Origin of the sequence: Aquimarina hainanensis (assembly GCF_042684685.1) — a bacterium.
Taxonomy (GTDB): Bacteria; Bacteroidota; Bacteroidia; order Flavobacteriales; family Flavobacteriaceae; genus Aquimarina; species Aquimarina hainanensis.
Window position 1 is genome coordinate 259,344 of sequence record NZ_JBHULX010000048.1, and the last position, 24,311, is coordinate 283,654.

Consider the following 24,311-nt stretch of genomic DNA (forward strand, 5'->3'; position numbering starts at 1 on the left):
TGAAGTTTTTAGTCTTTATGGAATTTTAATAAGGAGAGGTATAGGTTACTTTTACAATATCATAATCTCCAGAATTGGCATGATCTATATTAAATGTAAACTGCATAACCTTATCTGTATTATCATAACTACTTGTCGGAGTAACCCAGTTTGTTTCGTACCAATCATCTTCTAAAATCGTACTATACCCAATATAATTATTAGGATGTAAAGATCCTCCTGAAATGATATGGTTCGTGAGTTCAATATTTCCTTTAGCTAATTTTTCGAGCTCATCCCACAGCGGGAACTCATACTGAAAATCAACTGCTGATAATCCTTTTACACGCTGATCATCAAGAAAATTAGTATAAATGTCATGCGCTCCATTTTCTTGTACAAAATGAATCGTATTATCCTCCTTAAATTCTAAATTATCTACTATCACATTAAAAGAATACTCCTTATTCAGCCACTTAGTTTCACTTTGATTTCCTATTGCCTTTAGTACTTCTTTTGCTGCAGGGTTGACATTATCATCATTAGGAGCGTACCAAAACCCTGTATTATTTATTGTTTCGTTTCTAAAGACATATTGCAGGTATTCAGAAAGCCCAAAAGCATTATTTGTCATTACTAATAAAGGTTTTTCTTTAGTTGCACTTTCACTCAGTGTAATAAAAGTAGTTCCTGTATACGTTTTGGTAGTAGCCTGATCAAAAGGGGAAAAACTTCCATTACCGTCTGTCTGAACAGTTACTTCTACAGGGATCTTTCCAATCCAGGGAGTAAGATCAATTCCCTTTGTTTTGTAATATTCTAATAAGTCTTTTTGTTCCTGAGTAAGAGGTGTGAAATCCGCTTCAACTTTTATTGCTATAGCTTCATTACTAGATAATGTTATTTTATTATCAATTCCGGAATAAGAAGTTAATTGTATGGGGAAGTTTTTATCCTCAGACAATAAATTTTCACTATCTGGTTTTGCTGGCATTGTGATTTTCAGTACCCCTTTTGTCGTATTCTTTTTGATGATCACTGGAGCATCTATTGCTAATAAAGAGGAATAACCTGAAATATCTTCTAATGAAAAATTAAGAGTCACCGCTGAATCAAATGATTTACTCAAAATAACATCATAGATAAAATCCGTAGCTTCTCCTTCTGTCGCTGATGAATTTCCTTTGTTGATCAGTGTAACTGAGACATCCCCATTAAACTGTGCTGCACCATCATCATCGCTATTACAAGATGTAATAAGCATTACTCCTAGTAATGTATATAGTATTGATTGTATTATTTTCATAAGTATTTACGTGTTTTAAATTAATTTTTCCCATTCGGGGTTTTGTTGTACTCTTTTGTTTTGTCTTATTTCATTTTCAGGGATAGGAAATACCCATCTAAAATCATCTGTAGATATCTGGTCAATGATAGCATGGTCGTTAAAATCCACTCGTTCCAGAAGGAGTCTATTCCGCTTTAGGTCAAAATACCGAATTCCTTCACCGAGAAATTCTTTTTGTTTTTCTCGTAATAGATCTTGTAAGAAAATTGATCCGGTTGTTGTAACAGGGGAAGCATTTCTAAGTGATAAAAAGGAATTTAATGCTTCTCTAGATTCTTCTTCTCTGGATAACTTATAGAGTGCTTCTGATTTAATAAAATGCAGTTCTGCCAATCGTATTCCTACTATTGGTTTTGGAGTCTCATCTACCAAAGAATTTCTGTATTTTCCTAAAAAATCCGCACGTATCACCGAGTTATCCAACTTCCTGAAATCATCTTCCAGAAGATTAATATCCTTTCTATAATCATTAATACCATACGTAATAGAAAAGTGTATATAATACTCGTACTCCCCGCTTATATTATCAAAAAGAGAAGCATAATTAAACTCCTCATTATCAAACACCAACAATGCTTCTTCGCTATTATCAGGGGATCTCCACAAGCTTGCATAACTCTCCTGATTTATATTCCTTTTTAATAATTCATCACAGAGTACAATCGCTTTTTCATATTTATTCCAATGCAGGTATACTCTGGCCAGTAATGCCTTAGCACTATTTTTTGAAAACCTGTATTTAGTTGTTGTTTCGGGAGGAAATAACTCAATTGCTCTTAGTAGTAATCTCTCTATTTCCCGATAGGAAGCTTCCATAGTAGCTCGGGGTTTTTCTTCAGAGGCTATATTATCCTTTAGGATAATTCCATCCTGTTCCCGTGTTGAATCTGAATACCTCGGAGCGTACAATTGTATGAGATCCAAATAAGAAAATGCTTTTAAAGCAAGCGTTTGGGCATGAATAAAATCAAGTATTTCTCCTTCTTTTGGGGTGGTTGTCTGAATGGATGCTATTTGGTTTAGCAATACATTTGCCCTGCTTATGGAGTGATAATAATCCTGCCATAAAGAAGCAGCCCATACAATTAACTCATTAGTTTCCCATCTGTACAAATTAAAATCAAACATATTTTCAGAAATTGTATGATTGGGATAAAAGTCATCAGCCAGCTTAGAGAACATGACTTTATCTTTTGGGTATGAATTATATATTCCCGATAAAGTTTCATTGGCTATATCTATATTATCAATTACATCTAGCCCTGTAATTTCATCTTCTACGGGAATATCCAGGGAACAGGAAACTGATGAGATAAAAATAATGATGATACCGAATACTCTTTTCATAATTAAAAACTCAAATTTGTTCCAATAGTAATGATAGGTTGAACTGAACCTACCAGATTTGCAGATTCGGGATCACCTCCTCCAAAGTTTGACCAGGTAGCAATATTTTTCAATTGCACATACATCCTAAGATTGTCTATATTTTTTCCAAAAGCTCCTAAGCTTCGGGTGTTAAACTGATGACTAAGCATAATATTATTAAGTCTAATGAAATCTGTTCTTCCTACTGTTCTGTCTGAAGCATAGCTTAAGTTTTCGAAAATATTTCCTGTGCCCAATGTTAATGAAGGATATAATCTTCCTTCATCTCCAGGTTCAAACCATGTCTGCTGTAACTGTCCTCTTACTGCATTTTTATTGGTATCATCATCTACTAAAACAACAGACTGATTGTTATAAACTGCTTTTCCTCCAAAATTGAAATAAAGATCAAAAGATAATTGCCAGTCTTTATATCTTAGACTATTGAACCAGCCTCCTGTAAAAGGTGGAGTCGCATTCCCTAACACGACAAAATCTTCTGAGTTAGGTTTTTCCAAATTTCCATGAAAATGGCTTCCATCTACACGCCGGTATCTGGGAGTTCCATCAGCAGGAAAAATTCCAAGATTGACTAACCCATAAATTAAATCTGCCGATTCTCCTTCTTTATAATCCGGAAAAGGATTATTACTAAGTGTTAATTCGGTACCTTCGTATAAATCAATAATTTCATTCTTATTATAAGACAAGTTCCCTGAAGTACTCCAGGTAAAAGTATCTGTATTAATTAATGTGGCATTTACTGACATTTCGATTCCTTTATTTTCCAGTATCCCAACATTTCTTAATTGTTCTGAAAATCCGTTAGAAGGAGCAACTGGTACCGTAAGTAGCATATCATCAGTTCTTCTATGATATACATCCAAGGAAATATTTACATTACTCCCAATTCCAATATTCATTCCCACATTGACCGAAGTATTTTTTTCTGGACGAAGTTTATCATTAAATAAGCTTTGCAGGTAAAACTCTCTAATACCTAAATACCCATCATCACCATATGAAAATGTAGGTACTGCCAGAGATGCTGTAATTCCTGCCAAGCTTGCTGTTACTCCATAACTCCCTCTGAATTTCAAATAGCGTATCAACTTATTCTTAAAGAAACTTTCTTCACTTACTGTATATCCAATCCCTGTTGCCCAAAAGGTATTCCACCTTTTGTCACTTGGTAATAGTGATGAGCCGTCTATTTTATAACTTCCATACCATTCTAATTTATCATTCCAGTTATACAGGCTTGAAAACCCAAACCCTAATTGGGCTTCTGTTGTTTTTTTTGAAGCTGTTCGTGATCGTCTGGCTCCTTCAATATCATTATTAATTCCTGCACCTGAATGTAAATTACTAGGAAGTCCGTATCCTGTAATCCCTATAAAATCGGAGCCATTTCTATAATAATCCACATTAGCACTGGCTGAAATAGTATGTCGCCCGAAGAGCTGCTGATAATTTAATCGGGTATTTGTACTAAAATTAGTCCCCATTGTTTTATTTTTTGTAGCCTTTCCTCTTTCGTTTTCGGGAACTCCAGATGTCATTTCAGAAAAAGCATTTTTTGGTACAATTGCTAATGCCCCTTGATAGACATAATCGATTCCTATTACAGAGGATAGTTGTAGGTTTTTTGAAAATTTTGCAAATAGATTTCCTGAAAAATTAAATCGATTCTCATCAGCTGTTTTACTGTATTGATTTACCAAATCCGAAAATGTTCTGCCAGGATACGATATTAGTTCTCCGATATTGTTTGGTTGCTCATAGGGGTTTAATTCGTATATTAACTGAGATGGTGTATATGAAGATGAATTAGGAGTAGTGTTTTCTGAGACGCCAAAACCTGCATTAAACATTATATGCACATCTTTTAGCAAATTATATTCGTAATTAAGTCTTCCTGTAAATCGATGAATTTTATTCCCTTCAAACTTTCCTCCTTGTTGTGTAAAATTACCGGATATATAAAATCTATTCTTTTCATTTCCTCCACGGATACTAAGATTATAGGATTGATATGTATCAATTCTCGTTAACTCATCGAACCAATTGGTATTTATTTTTTTTAATGAATCTAATTTTTCTTTTCCTCTTGTGATACGTTCTTCAAGCTTTGGGTCATTCGGAAAAAGCTTCCTAAAGTATTCTTCGGACAGATTATATCCGGGGGTATTTATATTTTTAGACAATCGTTCAAACTCCAGTTTTTCCCTTGTTCCCATCATTGCTATACTAGGCTCACCTTTTAATGTTATTCCTTTCTGGAATGAAACCGAATATTGTGTTTCTCCATTTATCCCTCTTTTACCGGTGATCTCTATAACGCCATTAGCAGCTTTTACTCCATATAATGCATTGGCAGCAGCATCTTTCAAAACTTTGACTTCTTTAATATCATTAATGTTTAATGCCGCAAAAGACGCTGCACTAATCACTTGTCCATCTAAAACATAAAGAGGTTGATTTGCCCGGTTGTCTATTGTAAACCGGTCTTCTGGTGCAATATCTTTTGTTTTAATTGGTAGCGTTGAAGTCCCTCTTATTCTGATTTGTAACGGTTTTCCTAATTCACCACTACTTTTAATATGTACTCCTGCCACCTGACCTTGTAAAGCTTCAATCATGTTTACAACAGGGCGATCCTTTATCTTTCCTATTGGAATCGTTGTTACGGTCCCTACAGCCTTTCTTAAATCGATATCATTGATATTAGCTTTTGCTATAATCTGTACCTCATCCAACTCAAAAGAACTTGTAGTAAGTTCAATAAAAAGCTTTGCCTTATCTATTTTTTGCTTCTTAGTTTTATACCCTAACGAAGAGAACACCAATGTATCCCCCGCAACTGCCCTTACCTGAAACTCTCCATTAAAATCAGATATGGTTCCGGTATGGTCTGTTGGGTTATAAATATTGGTACCTGGTATCGGGGTATGAGTCTTTGCGTCCACAATCTTCCCTTTTACAACAAGTTGTTGTGAGAAAATTTTTAAATGAATAAAGAATAACACGATAATAGAAAGCAACAAACGCATCTTTTTATTTAGATTTAATTAAAATAAAAAAGGGGCGCAAACTTACCCTTATTCAGTAATACGTGCAAGGAAACTTTTCGTATTTAGTTTAAATTAACAACTACTACGAAATAACTTTTTACGGATAAACCTTACTTCTAATTAAAAAACATTACTTTATAAAAGAATAAAAATCAATTGTTTAAAAACAACAATATCACACACATAAGAGTAAAACCTCATAATTTGAAGCTATTTTTTCATCAAAAAAAGCAATCATTTTATTTAATATTTAACATTTTATTCACGTTTTATTAATTAGCAATATGTTTCCTACAATGAATGGTTTTATCACTTATTGAGTAAAAGCAAACAACTACTGCCTAGTCTACATTACAAAAACGCTCTTTTATCAATTCAACAATCGATTCTGGAGGAAGTTGTTTTCTCTTGGGCAATGGGATGTACTGTTTTATAATTCTTTTCCCTCTTCCTAAGCCTTTGACAATAAAAACTTCCAAACAACTTTGATCTAAAAAGGTCGTTTCTTTACAAAAACTAATATATCCATGCTCATTAGACAATGGTATAAAATGAGTGTTGATTAAAATTCCATCTATCGTTAGTTTAACCTCATTTCTTTTTTGATAATGAATGGGAGCATAATAGTACCTTTTTTCATATTGATATCGTATTATCAAAGGAGTAAAAATTACAAGTCCCATAAAAACTCCTAAAAAAAATAATGGAACATTGTCTCTATATAACAATATTCCCAAAGCTCCTCCCAGCAAAATAAATAACAATTTGTTTCGTATGTGTTTTTTCCTGCGATATGCTCCATATTGGATATAAAATGTATTCCATTCTTCTTGAGTATAGGACAAAGTAATAATCAATCCACTATTCCTGTGCATTGCCCGATCATATAAATTATGAAGATATCGAATAGACATGGTATGATAGACATATGTCGAAATTCCATATACTACAAATGCCCCTAAACTACCTACATAAAGTAAGGGATGTTGTTCCTGCAATAAAAAAAGTGTCAATCCAAATAAGATAGCGACAGAAAGTATAATCCCTAAAGTACTACATGTCATTTTTATCCCGTAATATCTCGGATACACATCTACTTTCTTCCTTTTTCTATTTTTTGCACTCATATACCTTAATTGATTCATCAAATAAGGTTAATTCGACTCATCATACCACTCCATAATGGGCCAAGCTTGTGTCCACCAAATCCATGCAGCATCTCCTGTACTGTTGAGCAGTTTCTTGAAAAAAGCTTCTTTTTTATACTGGTCAAAACTATGATCTTGTAAAAACTTATCGGCTTCAAAATAAAACCGGGCTCTTCTTATGTATTCTATCATTTCTTCTTTCTGTCCATTTATAGCATAGAAACAAGCAAGATTATAATTAATTCCTTCATGGTTTGCCACATAAGGATTCTTTTTCGGTAGTTTATTTAGTACTTGTTTTAAAAGCTCTTCCCGATCGTATTTTTTATCCAGTACAACAATCCCTCCTATCGCATTAGATATCAAATCGATATATTGTGGCCAATTTTCTGTAAAAGGAAGTTTCTCTGAAGTGGCAATCAATTGTATTATCGCAAGCAATTCCAACTGTTTTTTCTCTTTATAATAAGAGGCTACAAGTGCTCTTAGCTCAATAATAAAAGTGACATATTCATAGGAATCTTCCTCTATATCGACAATTGGCAAAATAGCTTCTGCCGACTTTACATCACCGGATTCTATATATTCTTTTAATTGAGGTAAAAATCCTGACATATTGTTTTTAAAATTGAATGAATCTAAAATAAATTATTATACCTTATTTTTCTGTATTTATATTAATTTTTGCCCCCGGAGCAATACTTGTTTTTTTAGTGATTAATTCCCCTTCTACTTCACAACCTTTTCGTAAACAAATCACACTACTAGAAATAATAGCTCCTTTTATTTTTCCAAAGATAATTGCTTTGGATTTTTCAGAAACTATTAATGTCCCATCTATCGTACCTTTATGAATAAAACGATATGGTGTATGTACTTTGATAACTCCGACATGTTTTCCTTTAAAAATTACATTTTCTGTAAGTTCTACCGCTGCTTCCGAAAAATGTTTCTATTTCCTTAAAACTGTATCTACAAAAAAAGAATTTTATTTTTTCCAACAGAGTACTACCTTGAGTCTTCATTTTATTTTTTTACTTCCTGAAAAACTAAATATTCAAAATTTATTTGGAGAGTTAAACGCACGCTGTATATCCCGCGTAAGACACGAACGCCACACATCCCAACTATGTCTTCCATTAATAATACTCAACTCCTGAGGTATCTTTTCTGCTTTCATAAAAGTACGAAGGCTTATGACTACTTCCACAATATCAAAAGGATCGTCATCACCTGTAGAGAGGAAAAATCGTACTGGTAACTGTTGTTTTTTATAAGCTTCTAATAAATATGGATAAGAACAGGCATCCCATTTTTGGGGATCAAAAACACCTTCAGTTGCAAATGCCGGAATACGGCGTGATGAGGATTGTAAAGGTGGCTGCGGATAATAAGCCGCCGGGCTTAATAAAATGGCTGAATGAAATAACGAAGGGTACTTCATCCCCAGACGTAAAGCCCCAAAACCTCCTGCTGAGTTTCCTGCTATAACTCTTTTATCCCGGGTTCTGGGAGATGTATACCGCTCTTCTATTATAGGGATAAACTCCTGTATAAAAAGTTCTTCCATCGGAAGTTCATGATCTATATACCAACTGTTTTCTGCATTAATCGTCACAGCTAATACCGGAGGTATTTTTCGAATTGTAATTAAACTATCTAATAAGAATGGTAATCGTCCCTTTTCGGAATGCATCCAATCTTTTTCACTTCCTCCATGCCCATGTAATACATAAAGTATTGCTAGCGAATCTTTATGCTTTTTGTAGTTATCGGGTAAGTATACCTGATAAGCAATATCTTTCCCTGCCGCATCAGAAAAAAAAGTCGAAGTAACTACCGTAGAATGCTGTGCATATACACTACTTATCATTACTAAAAAGATTCCTATATACCTCATCATATTATTTTCTAAACAACAACAATAGCTGTTCCGTTTTTATACTACCTATTCTCTTATTAACTGTATACTCTATAGCCTATTGAGAAATACTCTTTTTATGCAACTTCTGTACTCGATATAAAGCATCTGTAGCTTGTAACAATTTATTTTTTAAGACCGGGCTAAACTCTGGCTTACTTTGTAAAAAGTGAGAAAGTTTTTTATATGCTGCTTCAGAACTGTATTGCCCAATGGTATTATTTAACCAGGATTTTGGAAAAAAAATATCGCCTGTTTGCTGTATTTCCTCTACTAAGGATAAGCTTACATCCAAATGCTTGACCGCTTCCTCCTGTCGCAATGGATGATGTATCAATCGTACTGCTGTCTGAACCCAGGATTCTTTTTCCCGATTAGATACCTCCTTAAACGATTCGAAAAAGGCATCTCTAACCTGAACATCAGAAGACAATGCCGGTAGTAGAAAAGTAAATCGTTTTTTCTTATCTGGATTTTTTAACCCTTCTTGAGTTTTTTGAAGAATTATTTCTTGTTTTTCATGTTCAAAAACAGCTAACTGCATTGCCAAATTAGTAATATCATCTTTATTGAGTAACAACTGATCTATGACTACTTCTTTATTCCAAATTTTGTATAGCCGGTCTTTCCCCGCTGGAGTATAGGCAATAGCGCTATACAACCCGAAAAGAGGCTTCTTTATAGCACTACCTATGTTTGATTGTAATAATCTATATACGGTAGGTTCTATTAGCTCTACAACTTTTGCCTGTTGAGAAACGGGTAGATACTTCCAAAAAAGAGAGCGGATATTTCCTGTCAAAATCCGTATTAACAGGGGTTCTTTTTCTTGATGCAGTGCTTTTATAAAAAATTGAATTGCTTTTGCTGCATCTATTGTTCCTGATAATACTGCTTCGTACATATTGATATAAGAAGCTCCACGAGACACTGCCTTTGGAAGTTTATGAATCAATTGTAATCGTGTTACATCAATTGGAAAAACACCATATCCATATCCATCAGTATTATAGAGTACTGCCTGAGGTTTGGGCCACCCCTGGACCTGATCAATACGAGTATCCTTTTGAGTGCTGGTAATTGCCAGTGTAGCAATACTATCCGGATAAACTAAAGCAATCTCGAATTGTTGCGGCCATATTTTATCCGTTGCATCTTCTGCCTGTTGTGTAATTGTATAAGAAACAATCTTTTCCTTATCATCATAGATGAGTTGATCTGTATAAACAGGACGTCCGGATTGATGAACCCAGACATTACTCCATTGCTTCATATCTAATGGAGTTTTCTCATCCAGTATTTGTACTAGTTGGTTCCAATCAGCATTATCATGAGCATACGTCTGTATATATTCTTGTATTCCTTCCTGAAATGCAGAGGTTCCCATAGCTGTTTCTAACTGTCGCATCATAATCGGAGACTTATGATAGATAATCTGTCCATATAAAGTGCCTGCATCTTTAAGGTTTGGTAATTTTTGTCGTATAGGCGTAGCGCCTCTGGTACGATCCTCACTATAAGCTGCCGGATAATGATCTGCTAGAAAAGAAAGTTCGTGATTGATTGACGGATATACCGGATTCATAATCTTATCTGCCATAAAATTAGCAAAAACCTCCTTCATCCACACATCATCAAACCACTTCATTGTCACCAAATCACCAAACCACATATGTGCTGTTTCATGAGCGATTAGTTTACCTCTTCTCAATTGCTGATTGAGAGTAGCTGTGCTATCCATAAATAATATAGATTCTCTATATTGAATAGCTCCTACATGTTCCATTCCCCCATACTGAAATCCTGGGATAGTAGCAAAATCCATCTTGGAATACGGAAAAGGATACGCCGTGTATTTCTGTAAAAAATCTATAGACTGTTGATGAAGATCAAATATCTTAGGAATACTACTTTTTATTTTGACAGTATCAGTTTCCCGATACAACATTGTCATATCAAAAATTCCGGGATTTTGCACTTCCTGCTGAAAGGCTCCTACTACAAAAGAAAATAAATAACTACTTATCTTTGCTGTCGTTCCAAATTCATAACGAATATGATTGCCTTTTTCTTCTGTTCTTTCTAAGGGTGCACCGCAAATCACTTTCCAATCTTTGGGAGCATTGATAGTCAACTGATATGCTGCTTTTATATTTGGCTGATCAAAACACGGAAAAAGAGTTCTAGCCCGATCCGGTACCAACAGCGTATACAGATAATCTTTATTCCTGTTAAGCGAAAGTTCTCCTGCTGTAAAATCAATTGCTATACTATTTTTTCCCGCTACCAGATAGGACGCTTCTATAATCAAATGTCCATTTTGATGTCTAATGGTTACAGGTTTTCCATTTACAGAAAGGGATTGAAGCATTTTTCTCTTTTCTTCAAAATCTAATATCAAAGGGATCGCTACATCTGATATATCTACCTCTAATTGCAGATGAGCATGAATTGGCTTTTCTTGCTCTTTGGGAATATCAAAAGATAATGTATACAGTACCTCTTTTATTTGTTGCTTCCGACTTGCTGCCAATTCCTCGGAAACTCCTTTTGTAACTTTTATTTCTTTCTGAACTGATGAGTTACAAGATATAAACACAACTATCATACACCCAAGCATCATTCGTATAGAAAGAAAAGCTTTTTTGTATCTATGAGAAATCATATGTTCTTTTTTGCGGGGTTATTCAATATGGTGTAAAATAAGCATAATTTTTTCCTTGAGATTTATCTGATACCATTACTTTATAAAAAATGTTTTATTATGATATCTTTTATACAGTATTCCTTTCTTCTTTCTTGCTATTTCTACAGTATCAAAAACTATAAAACTACACTTTACAAAGAACAAAAACCTAATAAACAACAACTTAACACCCCCCCTCATTTTAATATACTCATTTTTGGCATACCCTTTGGTCTATAGAAGATGGTACACAACATGCTTAGAGCAGTTCGGGGTCTTTTCTGAAACCTCTAATGGATGTTGTTTTCCGACTGTGCAAAGGCCTCTTCTCCGTTACGAATTCGGGGTGAGGCTTTTATTTTGGGACTAGTTCATCATTTTCTAAACGTTAAAAACAACAAGAACACTACCGATATATCACGTTTTCACTATCTTGAAATCAATACTGATTACAGTAGATCATCATACAATGATGCAGTAACTATGAAACAGTCCTAATTGTTTTAATGTTTCTACATTCTAAGAGACCCTAAGCTTATAATATGTCTATAAAAATAGTTAATAGCACACTAGATGATATAGAAGAAATCTTTCGGCTATATCGTTTTGCTACCGCATACCAAAAAACAAAATCGGCTGTTCCCTGGCCTGAATTTGCCCCTTCATTAATAACAAAAGAAATCGAGGAACAACGCCAATGGAAAATACTTATAGATAATCAGGTTGCCTGCGTATGGGCTATTACTTTTGACGACCCATATATCTGGGAAGAAAAAAATGAAGATCCTGCAATCTACATTCATAGAATTGCGACTCATCCGGAATACCGGGGACATCAATTGGTAAGCAAAATAGTCAATTGGACGATCGAATATGCTAAAGTCCACAATAAGCAGTTTATACGGATGGATACCGTTGGAGAAAACCGCGGATTAATTACCTATTACGAAAAATGTGGCTTCGATTTCTTAGGGCTTTCTTCATTAAAAAACACAGAAAAACTACCTGCTCATTATCACAATGCTACTGTTTCTTTATTCGAATTAAAAATTCCTTAATGACTTCTATATACCTATGCCTACTATAGCACTACAAACCATAATTAAAGCAGATAAAAAAATAGTTTTTGACTTATCCAGAAGTATTGACTTACACAAAATCTCAACCGCCCATACAAAAGAAGAAGCCATTGCTGGAAAAACTTCTGGACTAATCGAATTAGAAGAACAAGTTACTTGGAGGGCAAAGCATTTGGGTGTTTTTCAGACGTTAACATCTAAAATCACTGCTTACCAATCTCCTGACTATTTTGTAGATGAGATGGTACGGGGAGTTTTTAAGCGTTTCAGGCATGAACATCATTTTTCTACAGTAGGTTCCGATACCTTACTTACAGATTATTTTGATTATACTGCTCCTTTTGGTATTCTCGGAGTATGTATGGACATCATTTTCTTACAAAAATACATGACAACGCTTCTTATAAAAAGAAATCAGTACATCAAAACATTTGCAGAATCCGATCAATGGAAAGCAATTCTCAATCCTTATCAAAAGCCCAAATAACCACTAAACTACTAATTAACAGAAAATTAAACCTACAAAAAAGCAATTAATAGGCAAAAAAAACATAAATTAGAGGTTCACAAGTAGTAACCACTAACCCATTTTTTATGTTTCTTAAAACCGAAAGACCATCTCTAGAGAGATTAGATCATGTTGATATCAAGATTTTAAAACTGCTGCAGGAAAACTCTAACATCACTACCAAAGAGCTTGCTCAAAAGGTTCAATTATCCCCTACGCCCGTTTTCGAACGTGTCAAAAGACTGGAGAATCACGGATATATTAAAAAATATGTTGCTGTACTCAGTCCGGAAAAACTAAACAGTGGTCTCACTGTATTTTGTAATATTACCTTAAAACAACACACAAAAGAAATTGGAAATAACTTTATTAAAGATATTAAATCACTTGCAGAAGTAATCGAGTGTTATAACATATCTGGAGACTATGATTTTTTATTAAAGGTTTTGGTCAAAGATATGAAACACTACCAGAACTTTGTACTGAATAAATTAGGGCTTATTGAAAATATCGGTAGTGCTCATAGTACTTTTGTAATGGAAAAGGTCAAACAATCGTATGCTGTTCCTATCTAAAAAAACAGCATTCTTTATTCAATAATTTCTTTAAAGAAGAATTAAGAAACCTACGTTCTTAATTCTTCTTTTTAGTACACTTTTCTTTGATAAGTTTATTGGTATTATTGCTCACCTTATTTTTCTGTTTTTTTCTAAACACCTTCTTCTTGTCTCTCTTTGGTCAACCAAATAAAAATAGTTGTGGCAATTCTGGCTATAATAAAGATAAAAGTCCCTAATAGTGTAGGTAAGAAAGTAGTTTTTAGCCCCCCTGCCAATACACTTGGAGAAGCGCCTTCTAAAAAGTGAAAGTGATCCAAGGCGCTTATCAGCCCTAATAATTGACTAAACACGCCAATAATTAAGGCCAATAATCCAATCGAATTAATCAACCTACTGTTTTTATCAGTGGGTAGGGATCCTTTTTTAAAATGAATAATTCCTTTTATGATCATTGCAATACACAACATTAACAATAACATCAAAATACTCATAGAAGTAATACCTCCTTCTTCCATACGCTGATAAACAGTAGAAAAAAAAGAAACTCGTAACAGACTCGTAAATAGTATAGACATCATATTTTATTTTTTAATCATTATTTGAGATCAAAACTAAGTTGTTTTAGGGCTGGCTTCTTTTTTCTGCGACTAACAACGGTTTTTTACTGCTTTTTTACTTGATAATAAGGATTTAGAATATACTTATGTTTGTACTGGCACTGAAATACTGCCCCCCCATAGGCAAACAAAACAATCCCCAAATCCCCTACTTAGCCAGTAGAATCCCTTTTTAAAGCTGTTTTCTATGTAAAAAAACATGTTTTAAATATAAAAAATACAGATATTGTATGCTGATGATTTCTAAAAAATTCATTTTACGCAAGATACAGCAACTTCTGCTTCACAGTATTTTCTGGGTTGGAGTCTTGGTTTTTTACATCGTTTTTTTTGGTCATCAAAGCACTAACTTTCAGTATGTATTTTCTTTTTCGGCATTTTTAATGCCTGTAACCATAGCAACTACCTATACTTTTAATTATTACATTATCCCTACTTACCTCCTCCCTAAAAGATACGGCCTTCTTATTTTATACAGTATTTATACGCTGGTATTATCTACGTATTTTATTATTATCTCCATTTTTTATGGATTGATCTTTTTATCGGAATTAAAAACTGCCGGAATGGCTCCCATGAGCAAAAGTATCCTATTTGTCATGGTAGCTGTCTATCTCATTGTTATATTATTTAGTGCATTCAGCCTGATCAAGCATAATTATACCGCCACAGCCACTAATCAAAACCTACAAAACAAAATTTTAGAAACCCAATTACAATTTAAAAAACAGGAACTTCAGTATCTAAAAATGCAAATCCATCCTCATTTTCTCTTTAACACTTTAAACACACTCTATGGATTTGCTTTAAAAAAATCTGAAGATACTCCGGATATGATTCTTAAACTAGCTAATTTACTTGATTATCTGTTGTACCAATCTAATAAGCCCATGGTAACACTGGAAGAAGAAATCGATCATATGCAGGATTATATTGCTTTGGAAAAAATGCGATTCCGGGATACACTGGATATTTCATTAAAACTGCCACAGGGCAAAAACACCTTAAAAATTCCTCCTATGTTATTCATCCCTTTTGTAGAAAACAGTTTTAAACACGGTCATATCAGCGATGGAAAATTATCTATTCATATTTCACTTCAATATATCAATAAAGAAGTTTGCTTCCGGGTTAAAAATTCTGTTAAATCTTCTCCTGTTAATACTAAAGAAGGTATTGGATTACAAAATCTAAAAAAGCGTCTATCTTTATTGTACAAAGACAAACATCAACTCACGATCTCACAGACAAATCAATGGTATCATACAGAGCTTCGATTCACTCCCTAGATGACAATAAAAACAATCTACCTATACTGCATATTTTTTTACCCTACCTCGCTACAGTATTCCTCAAAACATAACTTAATTAGAACAATTTCATGAAAAATCTTATTTCTTGTATTATCGTTGATGATGAACCTACTGCCCGGGAAATTATTCAATCGCACTTATCCAAAATTGATCGTATTGAAGTATTGATGAGTTGTGCAAATGCTCTTGAAGCATTTAATTATCTCAGCCAACACCAGGTGGATTTAATTTTTCTGGATATTAATATGCCAGAAATATCAGGTATTTCTTTTGCCCGTTCTATTCATAAAAACTGTAAAATTATTTTCACTACAGCTTATAGGGAATATGCAATTGACGGTTTTGATCTTCACGCAGTGGATTATTTGTTAAAACCTATTTCTTTTGAACGATTGTTGCAAGCTGTCAATAATTATTTTGATGTATATCACACTAATATTTCAGATACTTCTGATAAGAATAAAACACATGATTTTATTTTTGTTCGGTCAGACAGACGCATGAAGAAAGTAACCTTTTCTGATATTCTATACATAGAAAGTTACAGCGACTACTTAAAAATTCACTGTATTGATATTGTTATTACAACGCGGGAGACTATTAGCAACATAGAATCGCGATTGCCTAAACAAGATTTTTTACGAATCCATCGCTCATATATCATAGCGATTTCTAAAATTACTTCTTATTCCAATGAAGAAGTTGTCATTGCCCGTAAATCCATTCCTATCAGCAGAAATTATAAACAGGAAGTGTTATCTAGATTAGACACCATATAAAAAAAGCCTTTCAGGAAAAATACTCCTAAAGGCTTTTATTTGTTTTATTTCGTTCAAAAAAGTTTTGTCTATATATGCAATGGTCTGTTATCCGTTGCAGCCAACGCAGCTTCTTTGATCGCTTCTGTAAAGGTCGGATGTGCATGAGACATACGAGAGATATCTTCTGCAGATGCTCTGAATTCCATAGCAGTAACAGCTTCGGCGATCAGATCTGCGCAACGAGCTCCTACCATATGCACTCCCAGTACCTCATCTGTAGTAGCATCTGCTAATATTTTCACAAATCCATCAAGATCTGCACTAGCTCTCGATCTTCCCAGGGCTCTGAACGGAAATTGCCCTGCTTTATAATTTACTCCGGCTTCTTTTAGTTCTTCTTCTGTTTTTCCAACAGCAGCAACTTCGGGCCAGGTATATACAACTCCAGGAATCAGATTGTAATCAATATGTGGTTTTTGACCAGCTAAAGTTTCTGCTACAAATACTCCTTCTTCTTCTGCCTTATGTGCTAACATAGCTCCCTTGATCACATCTCCAATAGCATAGATGTTAGATGCAGACGTCTGTAAATGATCATTTACCTCTACCTGTCCTCTTTCGTTTATTTTTACACCTGCTGCTTCGGCATTTAAACCGTCGGTATACGGACGACGCCCTACAGAAACCAAACAGTAATCTCCTGTAAATTCTACTGGGTTTCCTTTTTTATCATCTGCTGTAATTTTTACTTCATTCCCAGAAGTAGTTACACTGGTTACTTTGTGAGAGGTATAGAATTTTACTCCTTGCTTTTTCATTACTTTCTGTAATTCTCTAGCCAGAGATTTATCCATTCCCGGAATAATTCTATCCATATATTCTATTACAGATACTTCTGCTCCCAATCTTCTGTATACCTGCCCCAGTTCCAATCCAATAACTCCTCCTCCAATAACAACTAAATGTTTTGGAACTTCTTTTAATTTTAAAGCTTCTGTAGATGTAATTACTCGTTCTTTATCCAGAGAAATAAACGGTAAGGTAGATGGTTTGGATCCTGTAGCGATAATACTGTGCTTTGCTTCTATTTCTTCTGAAGAACCATCTGCTTTGGTAATTGTCAGATGTGTCGCATCTTTAAATGCTCCTACTCCTTCATAAACATCAATATTATTCTTTTTCATCAAAAAACTCACTCCATCACAGGTCTGATCAACTACCGCTTGTTTTCTGGCGATCATTTTTTCCAGATTGATTTTTACTTCCCCTGGAATTTCTATTCCGTGATCTTCAAAATGTTTTACGGCATGCTCGTAGTGATGAGAAGAATCTAACAATGCTTTACTGGGAATACATCCTACATTCAGACAAGTTCCTCCCAAAGTGGAATACTTCTCTATGATTGCAGTTTTCATACCCAATTGGGCGCATCGAATGGCAGCCACATAGCCTCCAGGTCCAGAGCCGATAACGGCTACATCATATGTACTCATAATAGATTATTATGTTGTGCTTATTTATTTTACTTAAAGCAAATGTACAAATGTTTTCATTCTTACAGAAAGGATAACTTCATCAAATTTATTATTTAGAACAATATTAGTAGTCATCAAAAAGTTATACTTTTAACACAGAACTGATATTGATTTTATTTTCTTTTCAGGAAGCTATAAATTCGATCTCTTTTTCTTTTATAACCTAAACAAATTATGAGATATCTAACGTCGTTATTGTTGCTTTGTATTCTTATTTTATGGAGTTCCTGCCGAAAAGATTTTGAAGCAGATCCCAGTACCGGAAATCTGGAATTCTCTACCGACACCTTGTTCCTTGATACTGTATTTACGAATATAGGCTCCAGTACCTACAGTTTTAAAGTATACAATCGTACCAGTAATGATCTCTCTATCCCATCCATCTCTTTGGAACGAGGAGAAACCTCTAACTACCGACTCAATGTTGATGGTATCGCAGGTACTTCTTTTACAGATATTCAGGTATTGGCTAAGGACAGTATTTTCGTTTTCGTAGAAACAACAACTGATATTACGCAGCAAACCAATGAACTGGAATTTCTCTATACTGATAAAATCTTATTTGATAAAGAAGGAGCCCAACAAGATGTGGATTTGGTAACTCTGATAAAGGATGCTACTTTTTTACACCCTTCACGAAATACTATGACTGGTGAAATAGAAACCTTATTATTAGGCGTTGACAATGACAATAATGAAATACGAATAGAAGGGTTTATTCTCACAGAAGAGCAATTACATTTTACCAATGAGAAACCATACGTTATTTATGGATATGCTGCGGTTCCCAATAATAAAACGTTGACTATTGATGCGGGAGCAAGAATTCATTTTCATCAAGGTTCAGGGCTTATCGTTCCTGATAAGGCTACCCTATTAGTCAACGGAGCCCCCAGTTCGGATGCCGAGATTTTGGAAAATGAAGTGATTATTCAGGGGGATCGCCTTGAAGATAGTTTCTCAGATACTCCTGGACAATGGGGAACAATCTGGCTGACTAAAGGTAGTACCGGGCACCAGATAACACATACCACCATTAAGAATGCTACTGTAGGGATTTTAATCGACTCTAACGATGGTACAGATGTCCCTACCCTAACAATACAAAATTCTCAGATATACAATAGCTCCAATGTTGGAATTCTTGCCAAAACCGGACATATCAAAGGAGAAAATCTGGTGATTAATAACTCTGGAGAAGTTTCCTTAGCCTGTACCTACGGAGGGCGGTATGATTTTAATCACTGTACCTTTGCCAACTACTGGGGGTTTAGTGTCAGACAATACCCAGCCGTATCCATTTCTAATTTTATTGAGATTGATGAAAATACTATTGAACAAAAAGATTTGATTCAAGCTGATTTTAAAAATTGTATCATCTATGGGAATGAGCCTATCGAATTATTACTTAGCAAAAGTGATCAGGCTGCTTTTAATTACAGTTTCGAACATTGCCTGGTAGGCTTCAGTGATCCTCAGGAACAATTTAAAGACAATCCATTGTATGACTTTTCTAATGAGAACCTCTACAAAAACATGCTCTTTAATGAAGACCCTCTATTTTATAAGCCTATAAAAAACAAGCTTACTATCGATGATTCGTCTCCGGCAAACGGAAAGGCAAGTACTCCTTCTCAGGGAACAGATATTACGGGTACTGAAAGAAGTATTTCTGCTCCTGATATCGGAGCCTATGAAAGTGCTGCTTTTGATGATACCAAGGAGTAATATGCTCCTCTAAAAACTTCGCATCACGGATTGTGATCATATTTGTATATTTGGATAGAAATGGATCTTGTATCGATTAGCGTACACCCTATTCCCCTTCTAAACAATATATAAAAACTATGACACAAAACAACTTTGGAGTGATCAAATCAACCATACAGCAACAAGCTAAAAAGGGGATTGATTTTATAACCGCAGGAACCATTGTATGGATTGGTATTTCTTTTATCTGGATGCTTGATTACACCCCATATAACAAGAGTGTAATTACATTTATTTTCGGTACTGTCATGCTACCGTTAGCCTTTGGACTATCTAAGGTTTTTAAAACGAATTGGAAAATCAAAGACAACCCGTTACAACCTTTAGGATTATGGCTTAATTTTGCTCAGTTATTCTACTTTCCCTTACTTGTTTTTGTCTTGCTTAAGCAACCTGATTATTTTATCATGGCATATGCCATTATTACGGGTGCTCACTTTTTTCCATACGCCTGGTTTTATGACGAAATTGGATATTTAATCGCCGTAGGAGTAATTGCAATAGGAGCACTGCTAATTGCGTTATTATTGCCACAATCAATCTACTACATTCCTATTGGAACTGCTATCATTTTAGCGCTTTTAGCCATCAAGATTATAAGTAGCAACAAGTATTTGTAATATCGTTTTAGCCATAATCAAAAACACATGACTCACTCTTACATTTTTACTTCCAAACGTTTAGGATTTCGCAATTGGAGATCGGAAGATATAGAAATACTTGCAGCTATTAATCAAGACGATGCTGTGATGGAATTCTTTCCTTATAAGCCCACTCGAAAAGAAAGCGAAGACTTTATGCTCAGAATGCAGCAATCATTTGATGAAAAAGGATATTGTTATTTTGCTGTAGATATTCTGGATACCCAGGAATGCATTGGTTTTATTGGACTTTGTGAACAGACTTATCTCGAAACACCTGCTTCCTTTGTAGATATTGGGTGGCGTCTCAAAAAAAGTAGCTGGAATAAAGGATATGCCACAGAAGGAGCACTTGCCTGTCTAGCACATGGGTTTGACTACTTACAATTGGATAGTATCTATGCTGTTGCTCCTGTGATCAATAAAAAATCAGAGCTTATAATGACTAAAATAGGAATGCAAAAAGTAACGACTTTTACACATCCTAAGTTAAGCGATTATCCCAACTTAAAAGATTGCCTTTTATACCAGAAAAAGCGTTCTTAAAAAAGAGTATCAATAATATGTAATAATGCCTTTTTTTTACTTTGCGCAACTGGTATTGCATGTTTTTGATCTAGAATAACTTCTTCTCTCTTCTTGTAAAAAGAAGTAATGTACGCCAGATTGATTAAAAAAGTTTGATGTACTCTGAAAAAAGAATGGTTCTTCAGATCTTCCTCATATCTTTTTAACGATCTGGATACCAAAATTTCTCTTTGATCTTTCGTAAAAAAGGTTGTATAATTATTATCTGACTTAGCATATATAATTTCTGCCAAGGGTACTACATAAATCGCATCTGCATTTTTTAAAACAATTTTTTTATCTCCTGACGGTTGCAGATTGTCTAACAGGGAACGGATCTGCAGCTGATATTGTTCATTTTGATGTTCTTTCTGTACTTTTTCTACTGCCTGCAGTAACACCTGAGGGTCAAAAGGTTTCATCACATAATCAATAGCACTGAACCTGAAAGCTTCTATAGCATATGTACTAAAAGAGGTAACAAATATGATCTTAAATTGTATATTTTCAAAAGAACGAAGCAACTCAAAAGAGTTTCCATCTTTCAAGTTAATATCCAGAATGACAAAATCTGGTTGATAACTTATAATCTTTTTTTTTGCTTCCTCAATTTCTGAAGCTTCCGCTACGATTTTGATATCATCAAACGAACGTTCCAGAAGTTCCCTGATCATATCCCTGGTACCATGATCATCTTCTATTATGATACAACTTAAAGAAATACTCATACCTCAAAAGTACTTACAATATCTCTTCTTTTAAAGGGAAATTTATAGAAATAATACTTCCTTTTTCATCAGACTTTATCCGTACTTCTATAGGGAAATTATGAATCTTCTGATAATTTTCCCTTCGTTTTTGAATAATATCAGAACTCATCGATTTATGCAATTTGTTATGATCAGAAGCTCCTTCCTGAAAACCATTACCATTATCTGTAATGGTTACTTCAATGTTTTTATTAACTAACGCATATCGCACATTGATATATCCGTTTTTTACATTCTTAATTCCATGTATAACCGCATTCTCTAAAAAAGGTTCGGTAAACATTGTCGGGATAAGAACACTATCCTGCTGAAGTCTTTCATCAACCTCTATATTATATGCAAATGAATAATGTAATTGTTGTAGGTGCAAATACTTGGATAAAACATCCACTTCCTTTTCCATTATAATAAAATCTTCCTCTGAACTTTCTAATACGGATCGCATTACTGTACTAAAACTAGCCAGATATTGTACGGATTCTTCTTTTTTATTTTTGAAAATATAATTCTGTATACTCTGTAATGCATGGAATAAAAAATGCGGATTTAATTGAGTTTGCAATAGTCGTTGTTGTAACTGCAACTGTTTTAATAATTGTTTATTTTTTTGGTTTCTATTCCATAAAATAAGGATAGAAATCAATAAAAGAGTCAATAGTATTATTCCTGCTACATATATCTTTTGATTCTGAATCCGGGAAGATTTCAATTCATTTTCAGTTTGCAGAACTTCGATCTGTTGTGCTTGTTTTTCAGACTCATATCTTGTAACAATTTCTGCAATTTTTGTTTTTTCCTTGGCTACCTGTAATGAATCGGATAGCTGTACATATTGTTCTGCATAACGCAATGCTTCTTTATATTCTTGTAGTCCATTCGAAGCATCTTTTAAGTTATTCAGAATATACAATTGATTCTCAGGCGGTGCAGAACTCAAGGCTTTGAGAAAATAATGTTTAGCTTTTTGAAAGTCTTTCTTCCCTAAAAAGCAATATCCTATATTATTATATGTATATTCCAGATTCGATTTCTGACCTAGCTTTGTTTTTAGTGCCAGTGCTTTTTCTCCATATGTTATTCCTGTATCATATGCTTTTGTTTCTTTATAGAAATTACACAAATTAGTGTATATAATCGCTAAAAAACCTGCATGGTTTATTTTCTCTGCAATGACGAGTGCCTTTTTAGACGTTGTTATCGCTTCATCATATGCTTTTGTATTATAATGTGCTAAAGACAGATTCGAGAGAATCTGTACTCTTAGCATCGGATTATTATTTTTATACGTCAATGCTTTGGTAAAATAAGCGATCGCTCCTTCATTATTTTTTGACATAGACTGGATACTTCCTATACTCGCATATATCTTACTTAATGACAATGTATCCTTCTGCTGTTCATAAAAGGGAATTGCCTGAAGATACTGTTCTAGAGCTTTTTCTTTTTTGCCTTCGGAAAGGAAGACACTTCCCATATTTTGATGCACTTTTCCTATAAGTATCGAATCCAAAGATGTATCCTCTCTATAAGGTGCTAATGCTGCCGAAGCTTCTTTTAAATTTCGCTGATATATGTACACTCCCGCTTTTTGAATGGCAATTCGGGCATGAATATTTTTATCGGTAGACTGTGTGGCTAATTTTTCTGCTTTCTCGACATAAATCAGAGCACTATCTAATTTTTGAGGAATAAATTTTTGGGATTTAGTCAGTACAGTAGCTACTTCTGTTTCTATAACTGTAGTTTCCTGCCCATACCCTGTTAAAACACTCAAGAAGCATACAACGCTAAAAAATAGCTTTTTAGAACTCATAGAAAACTCCATGCTTTCATTTTTAGATTAATTTTTTTGGAAATATACTACTAATATCAATAGTTTGATCTTTATTTCCCCCTCTTTTCTCTACCAAAATAATCAACTCATGGATTTTTAAAGCACTTTATCTAAAAAACCTCCAAGCATTCTCAGAATTTTCCTTTTTTATAAACAATAAAGTGTACTTTTAAGACTCACTAACATTACTAAGACTATGAGTTGGATAAAAGAAATTTCCTATGAAGAAGCGCAAGGGCAGCTAAAAAAGATTTATGATCGTATCAAAGGCCCTAATAATAACATTGACAATGTTTTATCTATTCACAGCCTTCGTCCTCATACATTGACTGGTCATATGGGACTCTATAAAAACGTACTTCATAATGCTAATAATACTTTGCCCAAATGGTACCTGGAAACGCTGGGAGTTTTTGTTAGTCACCTAAATAATTGCTCATATTGTGTAGATCATCATGCTGCCGGTTTAAAACGGTTATTAAATGATGACAATAAGCATCAAAAAATAATCGATAGTTTTCATAATGATTCCTGGGAAGATTTGTTTCAGGACTTATATCAAGAAGGATTGCGATATGCCAAAAAACTCACCTTAGCTCATAATACGATTACACAAGCTGATATAGAACGTTTACGCAGTCAACAGCTATCCGATGGAGAAATTCTGGAAATTAATCAGGTCGTTAGTTATTTTAATTATGTGAACCGAACTGTAATTGGTTTGGGAGTAGATACTAAAGGAGATATCATTGGCTTATCTCCTAACAACAGTAGTGATCCAGATAACTGGAATCATTCATAAAAATGAATTATTAGGGTATTAAAAAACCGA

General features: G+C 34.2%; 20 protein-coding genes and 1 pseudogene. 9 read left to right on the forward strand and 12 right to left on the reverse strand.

The window, feature by feature from the left end; genetic code table 11:
* Positions 1 to 25: 25 nt before the first annotated feature.
* From ACFSTE_RS22145 to ACFSTE_RS22180, 8 genes and pseudogenes are all read right to left on the reverse strand, one after another.
* Positions 26 to 1,285 (reverse strand): DUF4929 family protein, encoded by a 1,260-nt coding sequence (locus tag ACFSTE_RS22145; RefSeq protein ID WP_378253990.1) that lies wholly within the window; start codon positions 1,283 to 1,285, stop codon positions 26 to 28.
* Between the two features lie 15 nt (positions 1,286 to 1,300).
* Complete coding sequence (locus ACFSTE_RS22150; protein WP_378253988.1) at positions 1,301 to 2,674, reverse strand: RagB/SusD family nutrient uptake outer membrane protein; 1,374 nt, start codon at positions 2,672 to 2,674, stop codon at positions 1,301 to 1,303.
* A 2-nt stretch (positions 2,675 to 2,676) separates the two neighbouring features.
* Complete coding sequence (locus tag ACFSTE_RS22155) at positions 2,677 to 5,748, reverse strand: SusC/RagA family TonB-linked outer membrane protein (protein WP_378253986.1); 3,072 nt, start codon at positions 5,746 to 5,748, stop codon at positions 2,677 to 2,679.
* Positions 5,749 to 6,110: 362 nt separating this feature from the next.
* The gene (locus ACFSTE_RS22160) at positions 6,111 to 6,896 is read right to left on the reverse strand and encodes a hypothetical protein (protein ID WP_378253984.1); all 786 of its coding nucleotides are present in this window, start codon (positions 6,894 to 6,896) and stop codon (positions 6,111 to 6,113) included.
* Positions 6,897 to 6,923: 27 nt separating this feature from the next.
* Positions 6,924 to 7,532 (reverse strand): TPR end-of-group domain-containing protein, encoded by a 609-nt coding sequence (locus ACFSTE_RS22165; protein WP_378253982.1) that lies wholly within the window; start codon positions 7,530 to 7,532, stop codon positions 6,924 to 6,926.
* Positions 7,533 to 7,575: 43 nt separating this feature from the next.
* A pseudogene (locus ACFSTE_RS22170) lies at positions 7,576 to 7,836 on the reverse strand (polymer-forming cytoskeletal protein); the annotation flags it as partial.
* 138 nt (positions 7,837 to 7,974) lie between these two features.
* Positions 7,975 to 8,820 (reverse strand): alpha/beta hydrolase, encoded by an 846-nt coding sequence (locus ACFSTE_RS22175; RefSeq protein ID WP_176030913.1) that lies wholly within the window; start codon positions 8,818 to 8,820, stop codon positions 7,975 to 7,977.
* 76 nt (positions 8,821 to 8,896) lie between these two features.
* Positions 8,897 to 11,503, reverse strand: a complete 2,607-nt coding sequence (locus tag ACFSTE_RS22180; protein WP_378253980.1) for a M1 family metallopeptidase — start codon at positions 11,501 to 11,503, stop codon at positions 8,897 to 8,899.
* A gap of 563 nt (positions 11,504 to 12,066) precedes the next feature.
* On the opposite strand from ACFSTE_RS22180, the gene ACFSTE_RS22185 reads away from it, so the two are divergent.
* The 3 genes from ACFSTE_RS22185 to ACFSTE_RS22195 all read left to right on the forward strand — a co-directional run bounded on the left by ACFSTE_RS22185 (position 12,067) and on the right by ACFSTE_RS22195 (position 13,686).
* The gene (locus ACFSTE_RS22185) at positions 12,067 to 12,582 is read left to right on the forward strand and encodes a GNAT family N-acetyltransferase (RefSeq protein ID WP_378253978.1); all 516 of its coding nucleotides are present in this window, start codon (positions 12,067 to 12,069) and stop codon (positions 12,580 to 12,582) included.
* A 16-nt stretch (positions 12,583 to 12,598) separates the two neighbouring features.
* A complete protein-coding gene (locus ACFSTE_RS22190; RefSeq protein ID WP_378253976.1) occupies positions 12,599 to 13,090 on the forward strand; it encodes an SRPBCC family protein in 492 nt (163 codons plus the stop codon).
* A gap of 107 nt (positions 13,091 to 13,197) precedes the next feature.
* Positions 13,198 to 13,686, forward strand: coding sequence for an Lrp/AsnC family transcriptional regulator (locus tag ACFSTE_RS22195; RefSeq protein ID WP_176030916.1), 489 nt, complete (start codon positions 13,198 to 13,200; stop codon positions 13,684 to 13,686).
* Positions 13,687 to 13,820: 134 nt separating this feature from the next.
* Here the strand turns inward: ACFSTE_RS22195 and ACFSTE_RS22200 are convergent, their stop codons facing one another.
* On the reverse strand, positions 13,821 to 14,249 hold the full coding sequence (locus tag ACFSTE_RS22200; protein ID WP_176030917.1) for a MotA/TolQ/ExbB proton channel family protein: 429 nt from the start codon (positions 14,247 to 14,249) through the stop codon (positions 13,821 to 13,823).
* Positions 14,250 to 14,518: 269 nt separating this feature from the next.
* On the opposite strand from ACFSTE_RS22200, the gene ACFSTE_RS22205 reads away from it, so the two are divergent.
* On the forward strand, positions 14,519 to 15,577 hold the full coding sequence (locus ACFSTE_RS22205) for a sensor histidine kinase (RefSeq protein ID WP_254884059.1): 1,059 nt from the start codon (positions 14,519 to 14,521) through the stop codon (positions 15,575 to 15,577).
* Between the two features lie 92 nt (positions 15,578 to 15,669).
* Positions 15,670 to 16,380 carry a LytR/AlgR family response regulator transcription factor gene (locus ACFSTE_RS22210; protein ID WP_176030918.1) on the forward strand — a complete coding sequence of 237 codons (711 nt, stop codon included), beginning with the start codon at positions 15,670 to 15,672 and terminating at the stop codon, positions 16,378 to 16,380.
* Positions 16,381 to 16,448: 68 nt separating this feature from the next.
* On the opposite strand, the gene lpdA is transcribed toward ACFSTE_RS22210, so the two are convergent.
* Positions 16,449 to 17,855, reverse strand: coding sequence for a dihydrolipoyl dehydrogenase (gene lpdA / locus ACFSTE_RS22215; protein ID WP_176030919.1), 1,407 nt, complete (start codon positions 17,853 to 17,855; stop codon positions 16,449 to 16,451).
* 216 nt (positions 17,856 to 18,071) lie between these two features.
* Here lpdA and ACFSTE_RS22220 point away from each other — a divergent pair, with 216 nt between their 5' ends.
* From ACFSTE_RS22220 to ACFSTE_RS22230, 3 genes are all read left to right on the forward strand, one after another.
* Positions 18,072 to 19,625: a right-handed parallel beta-helix repeat-containing protein gene (locus ACFSTE_RS22220; protein WP_378253972.1), complete on the forward strand. Its 1,554-nt coding sequence runs from the start codon at positions 18,072 to 18,074 to the stop codon at positions 19,623 to 19,625.
* Positions 19,626 to 19,744: 119 nt separating this feature from the next.
* A complete protein-coding gene (locus tag ACFSTE_RS22225) occupies positions 19,745 to 20,287 on the forward strand; it encodes a DUF7010 family protein (RefSeq protein WP_378253970.1) in 543 nt (180 codons plus the stop codon).
* Between the two features lie 27 nt (positions 20,288 to 20,314).
* On the forward strand, positions 20,315 to 20,854 hold the full coding sequence (locus ACFSTE_RS22230; RefSeq protein WP_176030922.1) for a GNAT family N-acetyltransferase: 540 nt from the start codon (positions 20,315 to 20,317) through the stop codon (positions 20,852 to 20,854).
* On the opposite strand, the gene ACFSTE_RS22235 is transcribed toward ACFSTE_RS22230, so the two are convergent.
* A complete protein-coding gene (locus tag ACFSTE_RS22235) occupies positions 20,851 to 21,603 on the reverse strand; it encodes a LytR/AlgR family response regulator transcription factor (RefSeq protein WP_378253968.1) in 753 nt (250 codons plus the stop codon). The genes ACFSTE_RS22230 and ACFSTE_RS22235 overlap by 4 nt on opposite strands.
* Before the next feature lie 13 nt (positions 21,604 to 21,616).
* Positions 21,617 to 23,470, reverse strand: coding sequence for a tetratricopeptide repeat protein (locus ACFSTE_RS22240; RefSeq protein ID WP_176030924.1), 1,854 nt, complete (start codon positions 23,468 to 23,470; stop codon positions 21,617 to 21,619).
* A gap of 205 nt (positions 23,471 to 23,675) precedes the next feature.
* Between ACFSTE_RS22240 and ACFSTE_RS22245 the strand changes: the two genes are divergently transcribed.
* The gene (locus tag ACFSTE_RS22245) at positions 23,676 to 24,281 is read left to right on the forward strand and encodes a carboxymuconolactone decarboxylase family protein (RefSeq protein ID WP_176030925.1); all 606 of its coding nucleotides are present in this window, start codon (positions 23,676 to 23,678) and stop codon (positions 24,279 to 24,281) included.
* Positions 24,282 to 24,311 lie beyond the last annotated feature (30 nt).